Genomic DNA, 18,754 nt, shown 5'->3' with positions numbered 1-18,754 from the left:
TCCTTGCCTCAAGACGGGGGGATGACGCGGAGGTGGCCGCGGCGGCCGGGGGTCGGCGGGCCGGGCGGTTCGGGGGCGGGCTGGCGGGGGGCGGGGCGGGCTGCTTCGCGGACCGCCTCGGCCAGGGCGACCAGGTCGTCGGTGGTGGGGGGCGGGGGTTCGAACTCGCCGTCGTGGCGGACCAGGTCCCAGCCGCGCGGGGCGGTGAGGCTCAGGGCGTGCGGCTCGCACAGGTCGTACGTGTGCGGCTCCTGGTACGCGGCGAGCGGGCCGACCACGGCCGTGGACTCTGCATAGACATAGGTCAGCGTTGCGACCGCCTGCCGGGGGCAGCCGTTACGAGAGCAACGCCGTGGAGACCTCACGGCGTGTGACGTTAGCGCCCCGCCGCGCACCGGCACGCCGGTTGCGCCGCGACACGCCGAGGGAAGGATCACGGCCCCGTACCGCGTCCCGGTGCTGGCGCGCGGGGATACATTTGCCGGGTGACCAGTCCCGCCCGACGCCGCCCCACCGCCGCCCGCCGCCGCCGCGACCGCCACGGGCGGGGTATGCGGGGTCGGCTGGTGCCGGCCAGCGTGCCCCTGGCCAGGACGAAGGCGGAGGTCTTCGACGAGCTGGTGCTGGACACCGTGGAGTCGCTCGAGGCGCGGTTCGCGACCGAGCTGGCCGGGGTGGAGTTCGCGGTCGAGGACGTGCCGCCCGACCTCAACGTCTACGACTCGGACGTGTTGGAGGACGGGCGGGTGCCGCTGGCGCGGCTGCTGCCGGGACGGCCGGGACGGCACGGGGTGCCGCCGCGGATCGTGGTCTACCGGCGTCCGCTGGAGTTCCGGGCCTCGGATCGGGACGACCTGGGCGAGCTGGTGCGTGACGTGATCGTGGAGCAGGTCGCCAACCTGCTGGGCCTCAACCCCGACGACCTCGCGTAGCACAGCTCTCACATGAACGAAGGTGTTGCCGGAACGCTGCCGGACCCGCCCCCACGGGCCCGGCAGCGGCCGAAAGTCTCAGATCGCGCGGCGCTTGAGCTTGCGCCGCTCGCGCTCGGACAGCCCGCCCCAGATGCCGAAGCGCTCGTCATGCGACAGCGCGTACTCCAGGCACTCGGACTTGACCTCGCAGCGCGAGCAGATGCGCTTGGCCTCGCGGGTTGAACCACCCTTCTCAGGGAAGAACGCCTCCGGGTCAGTCTGGGAGCACAGCGCGTGCTCCTGCCACTCGGGCGCGTTGCCCAGCAGATCCGCCACGACGGGGCGACCGTCCATCTCCGCTGCCTCCTTATTGCGCGCCGGCTCACGACCGGCGCAACCCCCCACCTGGAGAGCGTTTGTCCACATAGGCGGTTTTGTGGATGCCGCTACCTCCAGCCCCACGCAAAATTACACGCGTGTCCTACGTGCACCGTCAAGGTAACTCTGGTACACGCTCGGCAGGGCCGTTCGGTTCGGTTTCTCACCGTCCCGCCACTGCCCTATCGATTCAGACCCGAAACCGGTGACGGCATGCCGGGCGTGTCGTGGCGAAATTCTGCTGGCGTGTCGAACTTGACGGCAGGGTGCTGACTACCTTCGGACAGGAGTGAGCTGCTAACGCACGTAACTTGTCGTGCGCTGGCGGGCGGGCCGGCCGGCGGCCTCGGCGATGGCGTGCAGCTGTTCCACCGTACGGGCCGAACCGTGCGCCGATCCGGCCATTCGGGAAATCGTCTCCTCCATGAGAGTGCCCCCGAGGTCGTTGCATCCGCCGTTCAGCATCGCCACGGTGCCCTCATCGCCCAATTTCACCCAGGAGCACTGGATGTTGGGGATGCGCCCGTGCAGCAGCAGCCGGGCCATCGCGTGCACCACGCGGTTCTCGCGCCAGGTCGCCCCCGCGCGCGAGATGCCGGCCAGGTAGATCGGGGCGTTGGTGTGCACGAACGGCAGCGCCACGAACTCGGTGAAGCCGCCGGTGCGGTCCTGCAGCCCGGCCAGCACCCGGAAGTGGCCCAGCCAGTGGCGGGGGTGGTCGACGTGGCCGTACATCATCGTCGAGCTGGACCGGATGCCCAGCCGGTGCGCCGCCTCGACGGTCTCCACCCAGGCCGACGTGGGCAGTTTGCCCTTGGTCAGCACCCAGCGCACCTCGTCGTCGAGGATCTCCGCGGCGGTGCCCGGAATGGTGTCCAGGCCCGCGTCACGCAGCCGGATCAGCCAGTCCTCGACGGACACCCCGGCCTTCGCCGCGGCGGTGACGATCTCCATTGGAGAGAAGGCGTGCACGTGCATGCCCGGCACCCGCGCCTTCACCGCACGGACCAGGTCCGGGTACACCGAGACGGGCAGCTGCGGGTCGATGCCGCCCTGCACGCAGATCTCGGTGGCACCGTCGCGCCAGGCCTCCTCGGCCCGGTCGGCGACCTGCTCCACACTCAGCCGGTATGCGTCGGCGTCGCGCTCACGCTGCGCGAACGCACAGAACCGGCAGCCCACGTAACACACGTTCGAGAAGTTGATGTTCCGATTGACCACATAGGTGACGTCGTCGCCGACGGTGTCCCGGCGTACGTCGTCGGCGATGCGGCACAGCTCGTCCAGCCCCGCGCCGTCGGCGTGCAGCAGCGCGAGGGCCGCCTCCTCGTGCACCGGCTCCAGCAGCGCCGCCGGGTTCTCGCGGGCGATCCGCAGCCCGGCCGCGAACGCCCCCACGCTGACCGCCGGACCCGCACCGCCGACCGCTGCCCCGACGGCCGACCAGTCGCCGTACACCGTGTCGAAGTCCCCACGCCGGTCCTCGGCCCGGCCGTCGGTGTCGATCTCGCGGTGCAGGTCGACTCGTCCGGTGCCGCCCTCGACCTCGGGCTCCTGCCACGGACGGCCCACCACGGGCGCGTCCGCGACGGCCATGCCGGTCTCGTCGGCCAGCGCCCGCACGTGCGGCTGCAGCCGCGGGTCGAGCCAGCGGTCGCCGCCGCGCACGTAGTTCGGATACACCGTGAGCCGCTCACGCAGCTCGAACCCGGCCGCCTTGGTCAACTCCGCCAGCTCGTCCAGGTGCGGCCAGGGCCGCTCCGGGTTCACGTGGTCCGGGGTGAGCGGCGAGACGCCGCCCCAGTCGTCGATCCCGGCCTTGACCAGCAGCTCGAACGACGCGTCGATCAGGTTCGGCGGGGCCTGGATGCGCATGCCCGGCCCCATCAGCAGCCGCGTCACCGCGACCGTGGCGGCCAGGTCGCGCACCGAGGCGTCAGGAGTGGAACGCATCGCCGTGTCCGGCTTGGCCCGGAAGTTCTGGACGATGATCTCCTGGAGGTGGCCGTACTCGCGGGCACTGCGGCGCATCTCGAAGATCGCGTCGATGCGCTCGGCGTGCGTCTCACCGATACCGATCAGGATGCCCGTGGTGAACGGCACACCCACCCGGCCCGCGTCGGCGAGCACCCGCAGCCGCACCGCGGGCTCCTTGTCCGGCGAGCCGTAGTGCGGGCCGCCCGGCTCCGACCACAGCCGCGTCGCGGTCGTCTCCAGCATCATGCCCATGCTCGGCGCCACCGGCCGCAGCCGCTGCAGATCCGCCCAGCTCAGCACGCCCGGGTTCAGGTGCGGCAGCAGGCCGGTCTCCTCCAGCACCGCGATCGCCACCGCGCGCAGGTAGTCGATCGTGGAGCCGTACCCCCGCTCGGTCAGCCACTGCTGCGCCGCCGGCCACCGCTCCTCCGGCCGGTCGCCCAGCGTGAACAGCGCCTCCTTGCAGCCCAGCGCCGCGCCCTGCCGGGCGATCGCCAGCACCTCGTCGCGGTCCAGGTACGCCGCCGGCAGGCGATGCGGCACCGTCGCGAACGTGCAGTAGTGGCATCGGTCACGGCACAGCCGGGTCAGCGGGATGAACACCTTCTTCGAGAACGTGATCACGCCGGGCCGCCCGGCGTCGCGCAAGCCCGCGTCGCGCACCCCGGAAGCCAGCGCAAGCAACTCGTCGAACGCCTCCCCCGAGGCGCTGAGCAGGGCAGTCGCCTCCGCGACGTCGAGCGCCCGTCCGGCCGCGGCACGCTTGAGCGCACGGCCGATCTCCGCGGAACCGACCACCGGCTGGGCAACGACCTCGCTGGACATGCTCGCCAGCCTACGACCCTGGCCTCGGCGTCCGGCCGCGGTGCGGGAGGATGTCGAGATGCGGATCGTGGTGCTGGCAGGTGGCATCGGCGGCGCGCGTTTCCTGGCCGGAGTGCGGGCACACGCCCGCGCCACCGGCGACGAGGTGACCGCCGTCGTCAACGTGGGCGACGACGTGTGGATGCACGGGCTGCGCATCACCCCCGACCTCGACTCGGTCATGTACACCCTGGGCGGCGGCATCGACCCCGAACGCGGCTGGGGCCGCGCCGGCGAGACCTGGACCGTCAAGGAGGAGCTCGCCAAGTACGGCGCCGAGCCCACCTGGTTCGGCCTCGGCGACCGCGACATCGCCACCCACCTGGTGCGCACCCGCATGCTCAACGCCGGCTACCCGCTGTCCGCCGTCGTCGCCGCGCTCTGCGACCGCTGGCAGCCCGGCATCACGATGCTGCCCGCCACCGACGACCGCCTGGAAACCCACGTCGTGGTCGCGACCGAGGACGGCAGCGGCGACCAGGCCATCCACTTCCAGGAATGGTGGGTACGCCACCGCGCCGCGCTGCCCGCCAAACAGTTCCGCTTCGTCGGCGCCGACACCGCCAAACCCGCCGCAGGCGTGCTCGACGCGCTCCAGGCCGCCGACATCGTGCTGCTCGCCCCCAGCAACCCCGTCGTCTCCATCGCGCCCGTACTGGCCGTCAGCGCCCTGCGCGACGCCCTCGTCAGCGGCTCCGCCCCCGTCGTCGGCGTCTCCCCCATCATCGGCGGCAGCCCCGTCCGCGGCATGGCCGACAAATGCCTGTCCGCCGTCGACGTCGAATGCTCCGCCCAGGGCGTCGGCCGCCTCTACGGCAGCCGCGCCGACGGCGGTGTGCTCGACGGCTGGCTCGTCGACGAGACCGCCGACGCCGCCACCGAAGTCCCCGGCGTACGAGTCGCCGCTGTTCCCCTGTGGATGACCGACGACGACGCCACGGCCGCCATGGTCCGCGCCGCCCTGGAACTCGGAGGACGAGCATGATCGACGGTTTCAGCGTGCACGCGGTCCGGGGCATCCCGGACGTGCAGCCCGGCGACGACCTCGCCAAGTTGATCGTCGGCGCGGCCCCGTGGCTCGCCGACGGCGACATCCTCGTCGTCACCAGCAAGATCGTGTCGAAGTCCGAGGGTGCGCTGGCCTCGGTGCCCGTCGGCGGTCCCGAACGGGAAGCCGCCCGGGAGCAGGTGCTCCGCTCGCAGACCGCCCGGCCCGTGGCCACCCGCGGGCACACCCGGATCGTGCAGACCCACCACGGCTTCGTGATGGCCTCCGCGGGTATCGACAACTCCAACGTCGACCGGTCGCAGCTCGTGCTGCTGCCCGTCGACCCCGACGCGTCCGCCCGCGCGCTGCGTGAGGCCCTGCGGGAGCGGTACGGGCTCGACGTCGCCGTCATCGTCAGCGACACCATGGGGCGGCCGTGGCGCAACGGGCTCACCGACGTCGCCCTCGGGTGCGCGGGGATCGAGCCGCTGCGCGACCACCGCGGGGAGACCGACCCGTACGGCAACGAGCTGCAGATCACCCAGATGGCGATCGTGGACGAACTGGCGGCGGCTGCGGAGCTGGTGAAGGGCAAAGTGGATCGGGTGCCGGTCGCGGTCGTACGCGGGCTGCTCACGTCCACGCGGGACAGCAGCGGGGTCGTGCCGATGCTGGTCCGGGACGCGGAGCACGATCTGTTCTCGCTCGGCACCGCGGAAGCGCGGGAGCAGGGGCGGGCGGAGGCCCTCGGCCAGGCGTAATCCACAGGGTGCCGCCGGGTTATCCACAGGCGGCCCGGTAAGGGCTGTGCTCAACGTGGTCGATCCGTTACCCTGCCCGCAGACGTGAACCCGGCGGGTGTGGATCGACTGATGCCGGAACGTCTCCACAGCGCGCTTCTTTGGGGAGGGAAGCATGCCTGAACGACGCACACCGGAACGGCTCACCGTCGACCTGGCCGGGCTACGCGAGGTCCGTGCTGACCTGCGGCACGACACGGAAGCGGGCCTGCGGCCGGGACTGACCGCCGCACAGTACCGACTGGGTTGGGGAGCGCGTTTCTGTCTCGCCCTGCAGTCCGCTGAAGGGCTGGCGGCTCGGGCCTCTGTCAACGACGTCCTTGTGCAGCATCGCCGGAACAGCGAATACCAGTTGCGGATCGCCGAAGGTCTGGTGCTCGCGCTCGAGCGCATCGTGGAGAACTACGCAGACGCCGATTCTCGTGCGGCCGCGCGAATCAGTGAGGTCGAGACCGAACTGAACAGGGCGATCACACAGCTAGAGAAGGCTGCGATGGCTGAGAAGTATCCGCCGACTCCACCGCGTGGGATGCTGCCGTGAGTACCAAGCCGGGCATACTCCGAGATGAGGGCGGCTACGTCGCCAGGGCGCAGGACGCACTCAAGATGTGGCCCACGCAGGGACAGACGAATTGGGTCTCCGTCGACCCGCCGCGCGTGTGGGACATGCTTCGCAACGAGGACGACGCGCGAGGGTGGGAACAGGTCAAGGCACTCCGAGCAATGGCCAGCCTGTTGATGGCACAAGCGGAGAAGTTGGCCAGGCACCGTGAGGCGCTCGCTCACATGTGGCCTGCGGACCACAGCCCAGCGGCTTCCGTGGCACTCAAACGAATCGACAGCCTGATCGCCTGGATGCGCGAGGACGGTGAGGCCGCCATTCAGAATGCACTCGCCATTGACGGCATCATGGCAGCCACAGCCAAGGCTAAACATGAGGTGCACAATGTCGTCGAGGACTGGGAGCTGACCACGGAAGACGGTGGCCCTGAGTGGTGGGATCGCGAAGCCGCCCGGCTCAGCTACCTCACTGAACAGACCATGAATGCAACTGAACGCGCCATTCGCGACCATCGGTCCACGATCGTCATGCCTGCAGTACTGCTATTTCGCGAGCCGATGACCATGCTCGGAGGACCGGAGCCTGGAGACAATCCGCCACCGCCACCGCCACCGCCGGGTGGCGGTCGTCCGCGACCTGCCCGAGTCGTCGCCGGAGACATGGGTGCTCCGGTGGTGCCACCAACGTTGCCGGGATATCCCCCACTGATAACCGACCCATCGGGTGCCCCGTCTCCCGATCTGCAGGGGTCCTTGCCTCCAGTGCTGGCAACACCCGGGCAGCCTGTATCGATGCTTCCCATCGCGCCGGGCAATCCGTATGCCCCCTATGGCGGCGCGTACGTCCTGCCAGGTCCAGGAGTCGGGCCGAACGGTTACGTTGTCGCGCTTCCCCAGCCCGGCTCGGGCGGCGCAGCGACGATCTCGACACCGGCTCGCGGGGCAAACTCTGGTGCGCCTGGGCTGATGCCCATGCCCATGGCGGGACCTGGCGGACAACTCGATCGCGGAGGTGCTGGTTCGGCTGGCCGCCGCAACGGCGATACGCGCTGGGAGGTGGCTGGCGGTGTGCCGCCGATCATCCAACCGGCGAACCCGACCGTGCCCGCAGGATCGTCACCGGAACAGGTCGAGGAAGACTTCAGACAATGGTTTACGCAGACGGCGATGCCCTGGAGGACTGAACCGGAGTCAAGTGCGCAGGCGCCCGTCGTAACAATCCGTCGAGGGACCCCAGCACCATGACGATGACTCTTCGCATCGGCCGGGTGGTCGCAACTCTCCTCCTGATCGCGGGAGTGGCAGGAACCCCCGTCGCTTCATACGGGGCCGACGAGATCTCGGATGGCCAGTGGTTCCATGCATACCTGCACTCCAAGGAAGCACACAAGACCTCCCGTGGAGCCGGTGTCACTGTCGCGGTTCTGGATTCGGGTGTGGATGCGACGCACCCCGACTTGAGTGGTTCCGTGCTCCCCGGCAAGGATCTCGTCAGTACTGACGGTGACGGGCGGGATGATTCTGCCGGGCATGGCACAGCCATGGCTGGCCTAATTGTGGCGCATGGCCGAGTTGCCGGCATCGCACCGGATGCGAAGGTGCTCCCCGTCCGCTTCACTGAGTTCGAGCCAGGCGAATCGACACAGTTGACCAAGGCGATCCGTTGGGCCACAGCACAGCACGTCGATGTCATCTCGGTCTCCATCGGCATGAGCCGAGATGATGCGGAGATGCGAAAAGCCGTGCAGGAAGCCGTCGACGAGGGCATCGTGATCGTCGCTTCAGCTGGCAATACGCCCCTGGCTACGGCGATCGAGTATCCGGCCGCCTACCCCGGGGTCCTCGCCGTCGGATGCGTCGATCGGAAGGGCAATCATGCTCCGATATCCGTTAGAAGTTCTCGGATCGACGTCGCCGCTCCGTGCGTTGATGTCACCAGCACCAACATCAACCATCTCTGGTCTGTAGGAACTGGGACGTCGGGCTCCACTGCGATCGTGGCTGGTGCGGTGGCGCTTGTGCGAGCGGCCCACCCCGACCTATCCGGCCCGGAGATCACTCATCGTGTGACCGCCACCGCGATCGACAAGGGTCCCGATGGACGGGATCCCCAATATGGCTACGGCGTGCTCGATCTTGTAGCTGCCCTTACGGCAAACGTGCCTCCACCCGCTACGCAATCAGCCACCGCCGACCCGGCCGAGCAGCCATCGTCGGATGACTCCAACTGGTGGCCCTGGGCGCTCGTCACGGTCGTGGCGGTCCTTGCCGTACTCGCGCTGATCTTTGCCAGGTCACGACGGCGTGGGTGAGCGGCCCGCGAGCATCGCGTGGCCGAGCGGGGTGAGGGTGTGCAGGACGGTGTTGCGGTCGCGGAGGCTGTGCACCAGACCGGCCTCGCGCAGCACCGCCACGTGCTGGCTGGCGGCGGCCGGGGACACCTCGAGCCGCCGCGCGAGTTCCGTCGTCGTGCTGCCGTCGGACAGCAGCTCGACCACCGCCGCCCGGGTACGCCCGAGCAGCGCCGCGAGCGCCTCCTGGCTGCGTACGACCGCGGCTCGTGCCTCGTGGTGGACCGAGTAGACCAGCACCGGCGGCAGTTCCGGGTCGAACAGGCAGACCGGCTTGCTGGGGGTCTTGAAGTAGGACGGGACGAGCTGCAGCCCGCGTCCTTCGAGGTGCACGTCCCGGTCCGACGGGTATTCGGAGATCTCCAGCACGCTGCCGTCGAAACGTACGGTGGGGTGGAGCGTGTTGAGCAGGCCCTCGGTGCCGGAGTCGAGCATGGTGCGGGCGCGCAGGCCGCGGTCGGCGTCGACGGCGGTGCGTACGCGGTCCCACATGGGTGCGATGGCCGTCTCGTGGTAGCGGCTGATGGCGGTGCCGAGTTCGCCCAAGGCCCGGGTGGCTCCGCCGCCGACGTCGTCGACGTTGGCCGAGAGGGAGCCTTGCGCATCGCCCAGGGCGTTGATCTCTTTGCGGAGCCGGTCCTTGGGGGTGGACAGCACGGCTTCGAGTCCTGGCGCGAGACCGGCGGCGGCTTCGGGCGGGGTGAGGAAGTCGGGGAAGTAGCCGACCGGCGGGTTGAGCGCGAGCAGCAGACCAACCTGGTCGCGAAGGGCACCACCCGGCTTCAGGTCGGTGATCATGCGGTTCTTCCAGCCGCCCAGCAGCGGATCGGTGCCGCGGTATCGCAGCAGGTGGATGCTGAGCGCGAGTTCCCACATCGGGTCCGGCGTCGACGAGATCCGGGTACGGACCAGGTCGGCACTGGTGAAGTGGATGCGCAGCATGGGCTCTCCGGGCTAGGGGTCGGCGCTGACTCTACCGGCCGAGGTGACCTGGGTCTTTAAGTCACAACCGAAAGACGTAGACCCTTCACCGTTCGGTGGATGATCCTTGGCCCAGCCTGGGGAACCGAGGCGGCGCCTCCATGGAGGCGCGAACTCGGCCGTACGGGGGCGTACGGGGCGATGCGGTAGCGGCTGGTCGACTTGCCGGGGGGCAGGCTGACCGGCCGCTCCGTACGTGGGACGAGGCTTGGGAACCCCAGTTCAAAGCCATAATGCGATGCGGTGGTCTTCGTCGGCCACATACACGGGGGCTCCGTCGCGTTCGGAGACGCCTTCGACATGGTGCAGTGGGGCCAGGTCGGCGATCAGCGTCGGGGCGACCAGCGCCGGGCCGGTGCCGGTGGGCAGCTCGAAGCGCAGGTGCCGGCAGGTGGCGTCGCGGGCGTCGGGGTGCTGCTCCAGCAGGATGGAGCCCTTGTCGAGGGCGTCGATCGAGCCGACGACGACGTCGAAGGCTCCGTCCTCGCGGGCCGCGAGCGCTCGTACGCCGAGCGGCCCCTGGCCGATGCCGGTGAGTGCGTAGACCCCGGCGACGCCGAGGGTTTCGGCGCCGTTGAACAGGCCGGGCAGGCCGGTGAGCTCGACCAGGATCGGCTCGCCGGCCGCGGTGACCGGCCAGCGGAGCCCGGCCAGGAGCGTGCCGCGGGCGGTGAACGCGGCGCCCTCGATGTTGACCGGGTGGTCGCCGGGCGCGAGCTGGCTGGTCCAGTGTTTGCCTTTGGCGGTGCCGCGGCGTACGGCCTCGGCGACGAAACCCGCGTGTACGACGTCGCGGACGGGTTCGGGGGCGGCCGGGTGGCCGGTGACCGCCAGCGCGGCCAGGGCGTCGTTGACGGCCCGGTGCAGGGCGAACCGGTGCCTGATGATCTGCAGTTGCGGCGCGGTTGACTCGCGGAAGCGGGCGACGAAGGCCCGTTTGGGCTGCAGCGGGCCGGCTTTGGAGCCGAAGTGGGAGCCCAGCACGTAGACCCAGCCGTCGAGCCGGGCCAGCGCCTCCGCGTCCTCGGTGCGCCCCTCGTGGTCGCCCGCCGTCGCTTTGACGTGCTCGGCCCGCCAGCCGCCGTCGTGCTGCTCGACGAGCAGCGCCAGGCACTGCTCGACCGGCCCTTCGTCGAGGACGGTCCAGTAGGCCCGGCGGGCACCCAGCTCGGCAAGAAGATCTTCGTCGTGTACGGGCAGCAGATCGCTCGCCTCGTTGCCCGCCGCGGACAGCTCCACCAGTCGCATGGAGATCAGCCTAGGCAGTCGAGGCGAACCACGGCCCGGTCAGATCCGGCTGTCGCCGCGCTCCTTGAGCTCGTCGACGAGCTTCTTGACGTCCTGGGCCCGGTCGCGCGGGCAGACCAGCACCGCGTCCGGGGTGTCGACGATGATCACGTCGTGCATGCCGAGCGCGGCGACGAGCCGGCCCGACTGGGGCACCACCACGGTGCCGGTGGAGTCGTGCAGCAGCACCTCGGGCTTGCCTCCGTCGAGCGTGGCGCTGTCGCCCACGATCACGTTGCCGGCGTCGTCGCCGGGCAGCACCTCGCCGAGGGTGTGGAAGTCGCCGACGTCGTTCCAGCCGAAGTCGCCGGGCACGGTCGCGACGAGCCCGGCCGCGGCCGCGCCCTCCATCACCGCGTAGTCGACGGAGATCTTGGGCAGGGTCGGCCAGATCTCGCCGAGCACCCGGTCGCGGTCGTCGGTGTCCCAGGCCGCGGCGATGCGGATCAGCCCGTCGTGCAGCTCGGGCTGCTGGCGGTGCAGCTCTTTGAGGAAGACGTCGACCCGCCACACGAACATGCTGGCGTTCCACAGGTAGCGGCCGGACCGCACGTACTCGGTCGCGACGTCCAGGGAGGGCTTCTCCTTGAACTCGTCGACGGTGCGGACCGGGCCGTCGACGGTCGCGCCGCACTGCAGGTAGCCGTACCCGGTCTCGGGGTGGGTCGGGGTGATGCCGACGGTCATCAGCAGGCCGCGGCGGGCGCCGGCCTCGGCGTCGCGCAGCACCTCGACGAAGCGGGCGCCGTCGCGGACCAGGTGGTCGGCGGCGAACGAGCCCATCACGGCCTCGGGGTCGCGCTGGGCGATGACCGCGGCGGCCAGGCCGATGGCGGCGCAGGAGTCACGTGGGCTGGGCTCGATGAGGATGTTGGAATCGGGCAGATCAGGCAGCTGCCGCGCGATCCCGGGCGCGTGGGCCACGCCGGTCACCACGTACGTGTCCCCGAGAGCCGCCACCGGGGCGAGCCGGGCCACGGTCGCCTGGATGAGGGTCTCAGCGGTGCCGGTCAGCGGGTGCAGGAACTTCGGGTTCGTGGCGCGCGACAGCGGCCAGAGACGGGTTCCACTTCCACCTGCGGGAATTACGGCGTGCAGCATCCGCCCATTCTGCCTGACAGATGCGAACGAACGGCGCACCCCGCCCGTGACGCAAGCCGCATTCGCCTGCTAGTGAGCGGGGTGCGGGCTGCTCAACGCTGATGCCGCAGCGAGCGCTGCCAGGCGGTCACGTGCGCGTCGGCGCTGGAACTCCAGCTGAACTCCTTCGCCCGGGCCAGGCCGGCCGCGCCGAGCGCGGACCGGCGGTCCTCGTCGTCGAGCAGGATGGCAAGGTCCTTGGCGATGTGGTCGGCGTCCTGGCCGGTGTAGGCGACCGCGTCGCCGCCGACCTCGGGCAGCGACAGCCGCGGCGTGGTCAGCACGGGCGCGCCGCAGGCCATCGCCTCCAGGATCGGCAGGCCGAAGCCCTCTCCGTGGCTCGGGTACGCGCACAGCACCGCCCCGCCGAGGAAGCCGGGCAGGTCGGCATACCGCAGATAACCGGGACGCAGCAGCCGCAGGTGCGCGGGCACCTCGGCGGCCACCCGGTCGATCTCGTCGTCGTGGCCCTGACCCCCGGCCAGCACCAGCGCGGGCGGGTCGACCCGGTCGCGCACCGCCGCCATCCAGCCCCGGACCAGGTTCGGCACGTTCTTGCGGGGCTCCTTCGCGCCCAGGAAGGCGATGTACGACTGCTCGCCGAGCCCGAGCCGGGACCGTACCCGTGCCTTCTCCTCGGTGCCGGGCACGTGGAACGCGGTGTGGTCGACCCCGTGGTATGCCACGTCGATGCGGGTCGGGTCGGCGTCGAGCAGCCGGATCAGCTCGTCGCGGGTGGCCTTGCTGGGCACGATGACCCGTTCGGCCCGGCGCATCGAGGTCTTGATCGCGGACCGGAAGAAGGTGCCGCGCGACTTCTCGTAGTGCTCCGGCTCGGTGAAGAACGTGGCGTCGTGCACGGTCACCGTCACCGGGCAGCTGGCCCGCAGCGGGCAGGTGTAGAACGGCGAGTGCAGCACCTGCGCACCTACCTGCTGGGCGAGCAGCGGCAGGCCGGTCTGCTCCCAGGCCAGCCGGGCCGGGCGGTGGGCCACCGCGGCGGGCGCGGCGACGACCTGCGCGTGCGGCAGGGTGCGGGCGTAACGCTCCTGGTCGGTCCGTTGGGAGACCACGACCAGGTCGATCTCGGAATGGTCGGCCAGTGCACCGAGCAGGCCGTCGAGATACCTACCCACGCCGCCGCGGTCAGCGGGAACGCTGGTGGCGTCGACAAGCACCCGGGGAGAGCGAGCGATCGTCACGGTGAACACTCCTTGTGGGGGTGTGCAGCGCAGCCCAGCCGACCGCCGCTCTGCGGTTGTGAGACTGTGCGCTGTTTCACAGCAGTCACGCTTCAGACTACGCCCGACATGCCCCATGGCAAGGTCCACGACGCGGCAGTGTCGGTAGCCTGACCACGTGTCCACTATCGGTCAGCTCTTCGCCGCGACGGTCGCCACCGATCCGGCAAAACCCCTTCTCACCTGGTACGACGACGCGACGGGTGAGCGTACCGAGCTCTCCGGCGCGACTCTGGCCAACTGGGTGTCCAAGACGGCGAACCTGCTCGTCGACGGGTGCGGGCTCGGCCCCGGCAGCGTCGCCTCGATCTCGCTGCCCCCGCACTGGCAGACCGCCTCGATCATGCTGGCCGCCTGGACGGCAGGTCTGGCCGTGTCGCACAGCGCGGACGTGCCCGCCGATGTCGCCTTCATCGAGCCCGAGGGCACCGCGGCCGCGCCCGACACGTACGCCGTGAGCCTGCACCCGTTCGCGCTGCCGCTGCGCGGCCTGCCGCCGGGCGTGTCGGACTGGGTCAGCTCGGCCCGCGCCCACGGCGACTTCTACGGCGGCCCGGCCGCCGACCCCGGCGCGCCCTCGCTGGTCGGGTTGCCCGGCGGCGGTGGTTCGATCACGCACGCCGAACTGGCGGAGCGATCCCTGGCCCGCGCCAAGGAGCTGGAGATCGACAAGGGCGACCGGGTACTGATCGACATCGGCGCGCACCCGCGCCCGCTCGACTGGCTGACCGCCCCGATCGCCGCCGGCGCGTCACTGGTCCTCTCGTACCGCACCGCCCCCGGCATCCTCGACACCCGCGCCGCCACGGAACGAGCCCGCCTCATCCCCTGATCAACCCCAACCCCCGCCGCGGCGATGGCGGGGGCGGCGCACCCCCACTTCAATAGACGTTGGCCTATCTCATCGAAAAAACGTAGATCACTCTCGATGAGATAGGCCAACGTCTATGAAAAACGGGGCGTGGGAGCGGTCAGCGTTGCTTGGCGAGGTGTTCGAAGGCGAGGAGGGAGTCGGGGTTGGCGAGGGCGCCCTTGGCGGCGGCGGACTCGACCGGGGTGCCGGTGAGGATGCGCTTGACGGGGACCTCGAGCTTCTTCCCGGACAGGGTGCGCGGGACGGCCGCGACCTGGTGGATCACGTCGGGGATGTGCCGGGGGGACAGCGCGGTACGCAGCTCGCGGGCGATCTTCGACTTGAGGGCGTCGTCCAGGTCGAGGCCGGGCTGGAGGACCACGAACAGGAGCAGTTCGCCCGCGCCTCCCTCGTCGTCCTCCAGGTGCACCACCACCGAGTCGGCGACCTCGGCCATGCCCTCGACGACCGAGTAGAACTCGGCGGTGCCGAGGCGTACGCCGCCGCGGTTGAGGGTGGCGTCGGAGCGGCCGGTGATGACGCAGGTGCCGCGGTCGGTGACGGTGATCCAGTCGCCGTGCCGCCAGACGCCGGGGAACACGTCGAAGTACGCCTCGCGGTAACGCGAGCCGTCGGTGTCGCCCCAGAACGCGACCGGCATGCTCGGCATCGGCGCGCTGATCACCAGCTCGCCGAGCGCGTTGTCGACGGGGTGGCCGGTCGGGTCGTACGCCTCCACCTTCGCGCCGAGGCAGCGGGCCGCGATCTCACCGGGGTAGACCGGGTTGAGCGGGGTGCCGCCGACGAAGCCCGTGCACACGTCGGTGCCGCCGGACAGCGAGATCAGCAGCAGGTCGGGCTTGACGTTCTCGTACACCCACACGTAGCCCTCGGGCGGCAGCGGCGCCCCGGTCGAACCCAGCCCGCGCAGCTTGGACAGGTCCGCGATCCCCCGCGGCACGATGCCCTCCTTGCGGCAGGCCAGCAGGTACGGCGCGGAGGTGCCGAAGTAGGTCATGCCCGCCTCCTCGGCCAGCCGCCACAGCGCGCCCAGGTCGGGGGCGGCCGGGTTGCCGTCGAACAGCACGATCGCCGCGCCCACGGCCGGGCCGGAGACCAGGTAGTTCCACATCATCCAGCCGGTGGTGGAGAACCAGAAGTAGCGGTCGCCCGGCCCCAGGTCGTGGTGCAGGGCGAGCATCTTCAGGTGCTCCAGCAGGATGCCGCCGTGGCCGTGCACGATCGGCTTGGGCAGGCCGGTGGTGCCGGAGGAGTAGAGGACGTACAGCGGCTGGGCGAACGGGACCGGGGTGAACTCCATCGGCTCGTCGGTGTCGGCGGCCAGCTCCCCGAGGCCGATCCGGCCCTGGGTGTACGGCAGCAGCACGGTGTGCGCCAGCGACGGCAGCGCCGCCTGGATGGCCGCCACCTCGCCCTGCCGGTCGATGAGCTTCTCGCCGTACCGGTAGCCGTCGACGGCGACCAGGACCTTCGGGGAGATCTGCTGCCAGCGGTCGGTGACGCTGCGGGTGCCGAACTCGGGCGCGCAGGACGAGAAGATCGCACCGAGGCTGGCCGTGGCCAGCATCAGCACCACGGTCTCCGGGATGTTCGGCAGGTATGCCGCCACCCGGTCGCCCTCGCCGACCCCGAGGCGGCGCAGCCCGGCCCGCGCCCGGCGGACCTGCTCGCGCAGCTGCGCGGCGGTGAGGATGACCGGTTCGCGGGTCTGCGAGTAGCCCAGCACCACGGGCTCGTCGTCGCCGATGCCCGGCATACGCAGCACGTGCTCGGCGTAGTTCAGCGTCGCGCCGGGAAACCACTCCGCCCCCGGCATGGTGGCGTCGGCCAACACATCCGTGGGCTGGTCATGGGCGATCACCTCGAAGTAGTCCCAGATCGAGGACCAGAAGCCGGCGAGGTCCGTGGTGCTCCAGCGCCACAGCTCGTCGTAGGAGCCGAAGGCCAGCCCGCGCTCGCGCGCCAGCCAGCCCAGGTAATCGCCGATGCGGGAGTGCTGTCTGATGTCGGCCGGTGGGGTCCACAGCGCTTCAGTCATCATGATCCTCTCCCGCGAAACATCGTCGTACTCGCTGTTCGCATCCTGCCGCATGGCGCGAAGGATCATTCTCCGACCTGGCCCGCGGTCCCCGCGCTGGGTCCGGGCACACCGCATCCGGCCCGCCCATGGGCCGCGCCGCCATCAGCGTCCGATCGTCAGGCTCAGCCGGCGCGGTGGCGGTCGATGGCCTGGCGGCGGGCGAGCCGGTGCTCGCGGCGGATCTCGGCCTCGTGGGAGCGGCGTACGTCGTCGGGGCTCTCCGGGAGCACCGGCGGCACCGCACGCGGGTTGCCCTCGGCGTCGACCCCGACGAACACCAGGTATGCCGTGGCCACGTTGACGGGCTCGCGGTCGGCCTCGTTCCAGCGCTCGGCGAGCACCGTCACACCGATCTCCAGCGAGGTCTTACCGGTCCAGTTGACCTGCGCCTTGGCGTGCACCAGGTCGCCGACCTTGACCGGCACCATGAGCGTGATCTCGTCGATGGCGACCGTCACCGCGTTGAACCCGCAGTGCCGGGCCGCGGCGGCGCCCGCCGCGTCGTCCACGAACTTCATGATCACGCCACCGTGCACGGTCCCGTACAGGTTGACGTCCTGGTTCGTCATGATGCGGCTCAACGTGACCCGCGAGAACGCGGTCGGATGGCCGTGCGGCGGAGTGTCGATCACGCCGTTCACCGTACGCCCTCGGCCGAACGGTTGACGCACGGCGGGATTTCAGTAAGGTAGCGCCACATGCGCCATGTATGGAGCCTTCTCGCCGGAATTGTGATCACGCCCCTGGCCTGGTTCGCCGTCGCCTACGGACAGGCCGTCATGTTCGACGCCGCGCAGATCGGCGGTCACCGTCCGCTATGGCTGGGGCTGGTGCTGTTCGCCGCCGTCGGCCTGCTGCTCGGCCTGGTCGGAAGCCTGCGGGTGTCCCCCGTGGGACCGCTGTTCGTGGCGTCGAGCTACGTCGGCGCGACCGCCTTCCTCATCGTCCGGCCCGAAGCGGCCAAGCAGATGCTTCCTGACCTGTTGGAGGTCTCCGGCACCCTCATCGTCCCCCTGAGCCCGGTGTCCAGCGGCGTGCTGGGGTTGATCGGGACGATGCTGCTGATCGCCGTGCTGAGCCTGCAGCGCTGGCGCAGCTGGCCGCGCCCGGCCGCGGCGACCGAGCCGACCTGGCCGGAGATGCTCGCCCCGTCCGCCGCCGACCGCCACGAGAACACGCTGGCAGACCGCGACTCGTTCAACGGCTTCGCGGACTTGCGGACCCCGGCAGAGGCGAGCGGCGTCGATACGCCATCCTGGAGCGCGCCAACCAAGGTCTGACCCCGGAGGCATGGATGCGCCACATTGGATCGTTTCTGCTCGCGCTCGTCTTCGCTCCAGCGATCTTCTTGCTGACCGGCACCGGACTCAGCGCCTTCCAGACCATGTGGGTGTCCGGCGGTGCGCCGTCCGCGGTCCTCGACGCCGCCGTGGCCGCGGGCGCGCTGCTGCTGGCGAGCATCCTCTACGCGATCCTCATCATGGTCCGGCTGTCCCCGGTCGGCCCGTTCCTGGCCGGGCTGGGCATGCTCGGCATGAGCGGGTGGGCCGCGGGCTGGTCGCAGTCCTATGCCGACACGTTCGCGATGCTCGACGTGCACATGGGCGGCGCGGTCGGCCAGTCCGGCCTCGGCCTGGTGCTGGCGGTGCCGCTGCTGGCCACGGTGGTCAGCCCGCGCCGCTGGCGCAAGCACGAGCGGCTGGCCGACGAGACCGTCGCGCTGGCGGCATACCCGCAGCAGGGACGCCCGGCCGTGCCCGCGGACCAGACCCGGGCGTTCACCAGCGTGCCCGGCGAGACCGGGTACACCGGTCTGCCCGATGTGCCGCCGCCGTCGCTGCACTACCCGCGTGCCACGCCGCAGAGCATCCCGACGGTGAACGTGCCCCCGGCACCGGTCGCGCCACCGCAGGCCGCACCGCCGAAGGCGGCCCCGCCGAAAGCCGCGCCCGTCGTGGCTGCTCCGCCCGGCGAGGCCCCGCCGCTGCCGCGCCGCACCCCGGCGACCGAGTCGGCCGTCGCCGCCGCGGCGGCCCAGCCCGCCGCCCAGCCCACGGTCGCCGCACAAGCTGCGACCCAGCCGACTCCTCCGGCGCCGACCGCTGCCCCGGTCGCGCAGTCCCCGGCCACGCCGCCTGCTCCGAGCGCGCCGCCGGCTCCGCAGAGCCCGGTGCCGCCGCCGCTGCCTGAGGAGTCGACGGTCATGCTCACCCCGCCCGCCGACCAGCAGACCATCAAGCTGGAGAGAGACTGACCCACGCGGCCCACGACTTTTGTGATGTGGCCACATCACAAAAGTCGTGGGCCGCTACGTCGTA

Annotated in this window: 17 protein-coding genes and 1 pseudogene; 9 read left to right on the top strand and 9 right to left on the bottom strand. The window is 70.7% G+C overall.

Going from position 1 to position 18,754, the window contains the following annotated elements; all coding sequences use genetic code 11:
• Nucleotides 1–8: 8 nt before the first annotated feature.
• Nucleotides 9–365 carry a DUF3499 domain-containing protein gene (locus FLL47_RS19550; RefSeq protein ID WP_144121950.1) on the bottom strand — a complete coding sequence of 119 codons (357 nt, stop codon included), beginning with the start codon at nucleotides 363–365 and terminating at the stop codon, nucleotides 9–11.
• A 120-nt stretch (nucleotides 366–485) separates the two neighbouring features.
• Between FLL47_RS19550 and FLL47_RS19545 the strand changes: the two genes are divergently transcribed.
• Nucleotides 486–932, top strand: a complete 447-nt coding sequence (locus FLL47_RS19545) for a metallopeptidase family protein (RefSeq protein WP_120316910.1) — start codon at nucleotides 486–488, stop codon at nucleotides 930–932.
• Nucleotides 933–1,010: 78 nt separating this feature from the next.
• On the opposite strand, the gene FLL47_RS19540 is transcribed toward FLL47_RS19545, so the two are convergent.
• Nucleotides 1,011–1,268, bottom strand: coding sequence for a WhiB family transcriptional regulator (locus FLL47_RS19540; protein ID WP_120316911.1), 258 nt, complete (start codon nucleotides 1,266–1,268; stop codon nucleotides 1,011–1,013).
• Between the two features lie 321 nt (nucleotides 1,269–1,589).
• Nucleotides 1,590–4,094 (bottom strand): bifunctional FO biosynthesis protein CofGH, encoded by a 2,505-nt coding sequence (locus FLL47_RS19535; protein WP_144121949.1) that lies wholly within the window; start codon nucleotides 4,092–4,094, stop codon nucleotides 1,590–1,592.
• Nucleotides 4,095–4,152: 58 nt separating this feature from the next.
• On the opposite strand from FLL47_RS19535, the gene cofD reads away from it, so the two are divergent.
• The 5 genes and pseudogenes from cofD to FLL47_RS19510 all read left to right on the top strand — a co-directional run bounded on the left by cofD (nucleotide 4,153) and on the right by FLL47_RS19510 (nucleotide 8,794).
• The gene (cofD, locus tag FLL47_RS19530) at nucleotides 4,153–5,118 is read left to right on the top strand and encodes a 2-phospho-L-lactate transferase (RefSeq protein WP_144121948.1); all 966 of its coding nucleotides are present in this window, start codon (nucleotides 4,153–4,155) and stop codon (nucleotides 5,116–5,118) included.
• Nucleotides 5,115–5,867 (top strand): annotated as a pseudogene (locus FLL47_RS19525) (coenzyme F420-0:L-glutamate ligase); the annotation flags it as partial. The gene cofD and the pseudogene FLL47_RS19525, both read left to right, overlap by 4 nt.
• Nucleotides 5,868–6,036: 169 nt before the next feature.
• Nucleotides 6,037–6,462, top strand: coding sequence for a hypothetical protein (locus FLL47_RS19520; protein WP_144121946.1), 426 nt, complete (start codon nucleotides 6,037–6,039; stop codon nucleotides 6,460–6,462).
• The gene (locus FLL47_RS19515) at nucleotides 6,459–7,727 is read left to right on the top strand and encodes a hypothetical protein (RefSeq protein ID WP_144121945.1); all 1,269 of its coding nucleotides are present in this window, start codon (nucleotides 6,459–6,461) and stop codon (nucleotides 7,725–7,727) included. The genes FLL47_RS19520 and FLL47_RS19515 overlap by 4 nt, the downstream gene beginning before the upstream one ends.
• Nucleotides 7,724–8,794, top strand: a complete 1,071-nt coding sequence (locus FLL47_RS19510; protein ID WP_246158237.1) for a S8 family serine peptidase — start codon at nucleotides 7,724–7,726, stop codon at nucleotides 8,792–8,794. Before FLL47_RS19515 ends, FLL47_RS19510 begins: the two co-directional genes overlap by 4 nt.
• Here FLL47_RS19510 and FLL47_RS19505 read toward each other — a convergent pair.
• From FLL47_RS19505 to FLL47_RS19490, 4 genes are all read right to left on the bottom strand, one after another.
• Entirely contained in the window at nucleotides 8,777–9,775 is a 999-nt protein-coding gene (locus FLL47_RS19505; RefSeq protein ID WP_144121944.1) for an ArsR/SmtB family transcription factor, read from the bottom strand. The two genes, FLL47_RS19510 and FLL47_RS19505, sit on opposite strands and share 18 nt — an antisense overlap.
• A 261-nt stretch (nucleotides 9,776–10,036) precedes the next feature.
• Nucleotides 10,037–11,068, bottom strand: a complete 1,032-nt coding sequence (locus FLL47_RS19500) for a hypothetical protein (protein WP_144121943.1) — start codon at nucleotides 11,066–11,068, stop codon at nucleotides 10,037–10,039.
• 33 nt (nucleotides 11,069–11,101) lie between these two features.
• A complete protein-coding gene (locus FLL47_RS19495; protein ID WP_144121942.1) occupies nucleotides 11,102–12,202 on the bottom strand; it encodes a mannose-1-phosphate guanylyltransferase in 1,101 nt (366 codons plus the stop codon).
• Between the two features lie 92 nt (nucleotides 12,203–12,294).
• Nucleotides 12,295–13,443: a glycosyltransferase family 4 protein gene (locus FLL47_RS19490; RefSeq protein ID WP_144121941.1), complete on the bottom strand. Its 1,149-nt coding sequence runs from the start codon at nucleotides 13,441–13,443 to the stop codon at nucleotides 12,295–12,297.
• Nucleotides 13,444–13,600: 157 nt separating this feature from the next.
• Between FLL47_RS19490 and FLL47_RS19485 the strand changes: the two genes are divergently transcribed.
• A complete protein-coding gene (locus FLL47_RS19485; protein ID WP_144121940.1) occupies nucleotides 13,601–14,314 on the top strand; it encodes a TIGR03089 family protein in 714 nt (237 codons plus the stop codon).
• Between the two features lie 139 nt (nucleotides 14,315–14,453).
• Here the strand turns inward: FLL47_RS19485 and FLL47_RS19480 are convergent, their stop codons facing one another.
• Together FLL47_RS19480 and FLL47_RS19475 are read right to left on the bottom strand one after the other, a co-directional pair.
• Nucleotides 14,454–16,394, bottom strand: a complete 1,941-nt coding sequence (locus FLL47_RS19480; RefSeq protein WP_144122066.1) for an acetoacetate--CoA ligase — start codon at nucleotides 16,392–16,394, stop codon at nucleotides 14,454–14,456.
• Nucleotides 16,395–16,558: 164 nt separating this feature from the next.
• Nucleotides 16,559–17,005 carry an acyl-CoA thioesterase gene (locus FLL47_RS19475; RefSeq protein ID WP_144122065.1) on the bottom strand — a complete coding sequence of 149 codons (447 nt, stop codon included), beginning with the start codon at nucleotides 17,003–17,005 and terminating at the stop codon, nucleotides 16,559–16,561.
• Between the two features lie 129 nt (nucleotides 17,006–17,134).
• On the opposite strand from FLL47_RS19475, the gene FLL47_RS19470 reads away from it, so the two are divergent.
• Nucleotides 17,135–17,716: a hypothetical protein gene (locus tag FLL47_RS19470; RefSeq protein WP_144121939.1), complete on the top strand. Its 582-nt coding sequence runs from the start codon at nucleotides 17,135–17,137 to the stop codon at nucleotides 17,714–17,716.
• Nucleotides 17,717–17,730: 14 nt separating this feature from the next.
• A complete protein-coding gene (locus FLL47_RS19465; RefSeq protein ID WP_144121938.1) occupies nucleotides 17,731–18,690 on the top strand; it encodes a hypothetical protein in 960 nt (319 codons plus the stop codon).
• Nucleotides 18,691–18,754 lie beyond the last annotated feature (64 nt).

The sequence above is a fragment of the Catellatospora sichuanensis genome, assembly GCF_007483665.1.
Lineage (GTDB): Bacteria > Actinomycetota > Actinomycetes > Mycobacteriales > Micromonosporaceae > Catellatospora > Catellatospora sichuanensis.
The sequence above is the reverse complement of the archived record's forward strand: the minus strand, read 5'-3'. Positions and strand labels throughout refer to the sequence as shown.

Excerpts from the sequence above, each read along its gene's own strand:
- FLL47_RS19505 (WP_144121944.1), bottom strand. The coding sequence starts at position 9,775 with ATGCTGCGCATCCACTTCACCAGTGCCGACCTGGTCCGTACCCGGATC.
- FLL47_RS19465 (WP_144121938.1), top strand. The coding sequence starts at position 17,731 with ATGCGCCACATTGGATCGTTTCTGCTCGCGCTCGTCTTCGCTCCAGCG.
- FLL47_RS19480 (WP_144122066.1), bottom strand. The coding sequence starts at position 16,394 with ATGACTGAAGCGCTGTGGACCCCACCGGCCGACATCAGACAGCACTCC.
- cofD (WP_144121948.1), top strand. The coding sequence starts at position 4,153 with ATGCGGATCGTGGTGCTGGCAGGTGGCATCGGCGGCGCGCGTTTCCTG.
- FLL47_RS19540 (WP_120316911.1), bottom strand. The coding sequence starts at position 1,268 with ATGGACGGTCGCCCCGTCGTGGCGGATCTGCTGGGCAACGCGCCCGAG.
- FLL47_RS19510 (WP_246158237.1), top strand. The coding sequence starts at position 7,724 with ATGACGATGACTCTTCGCATCGGCCGGGTGGTCGCAACTCTCCTCCTG.
- FLL47_RS19475 (WP_144122065.1), bottom strand. The coding sequence starts at position 17,005 with ATGACGAACCAGGACGTCAACCTGTACGGGACCGTGCACGGTGGCGTG.
- FLL47_RS19495 (WP_144121942.1), bottom strand. The coding sequence starts at position 12,202 with ATGCTGCACGCCGTAATTCCCGCAGGTGGAAGTGGAACCCGTCTCTGG.
- FLL47_RS19470 (WP_144121939.1), top strand. The coding sequence starts at position 17,135 with ATGCGCCATGTATGGAGCCTTCTCGCCGGAATTGTGATCACGCCCCTG.
- FLL47_RS19520 (WP_144121946.1), top strand. The coding sequence starts at position 6,037 with ATGCCTGAACGACGCACACCGGAACGGCTCACCGTCGACCTGGCCGGG.
- FLL47_RS19535 (WP_144121949.1), bottom strand. The coding sequence starts at position 4,094 with ATGTCCAGCGAGGTCGTTGCCCAGCCGGTGGTCGGTTCCGCGGAGATC.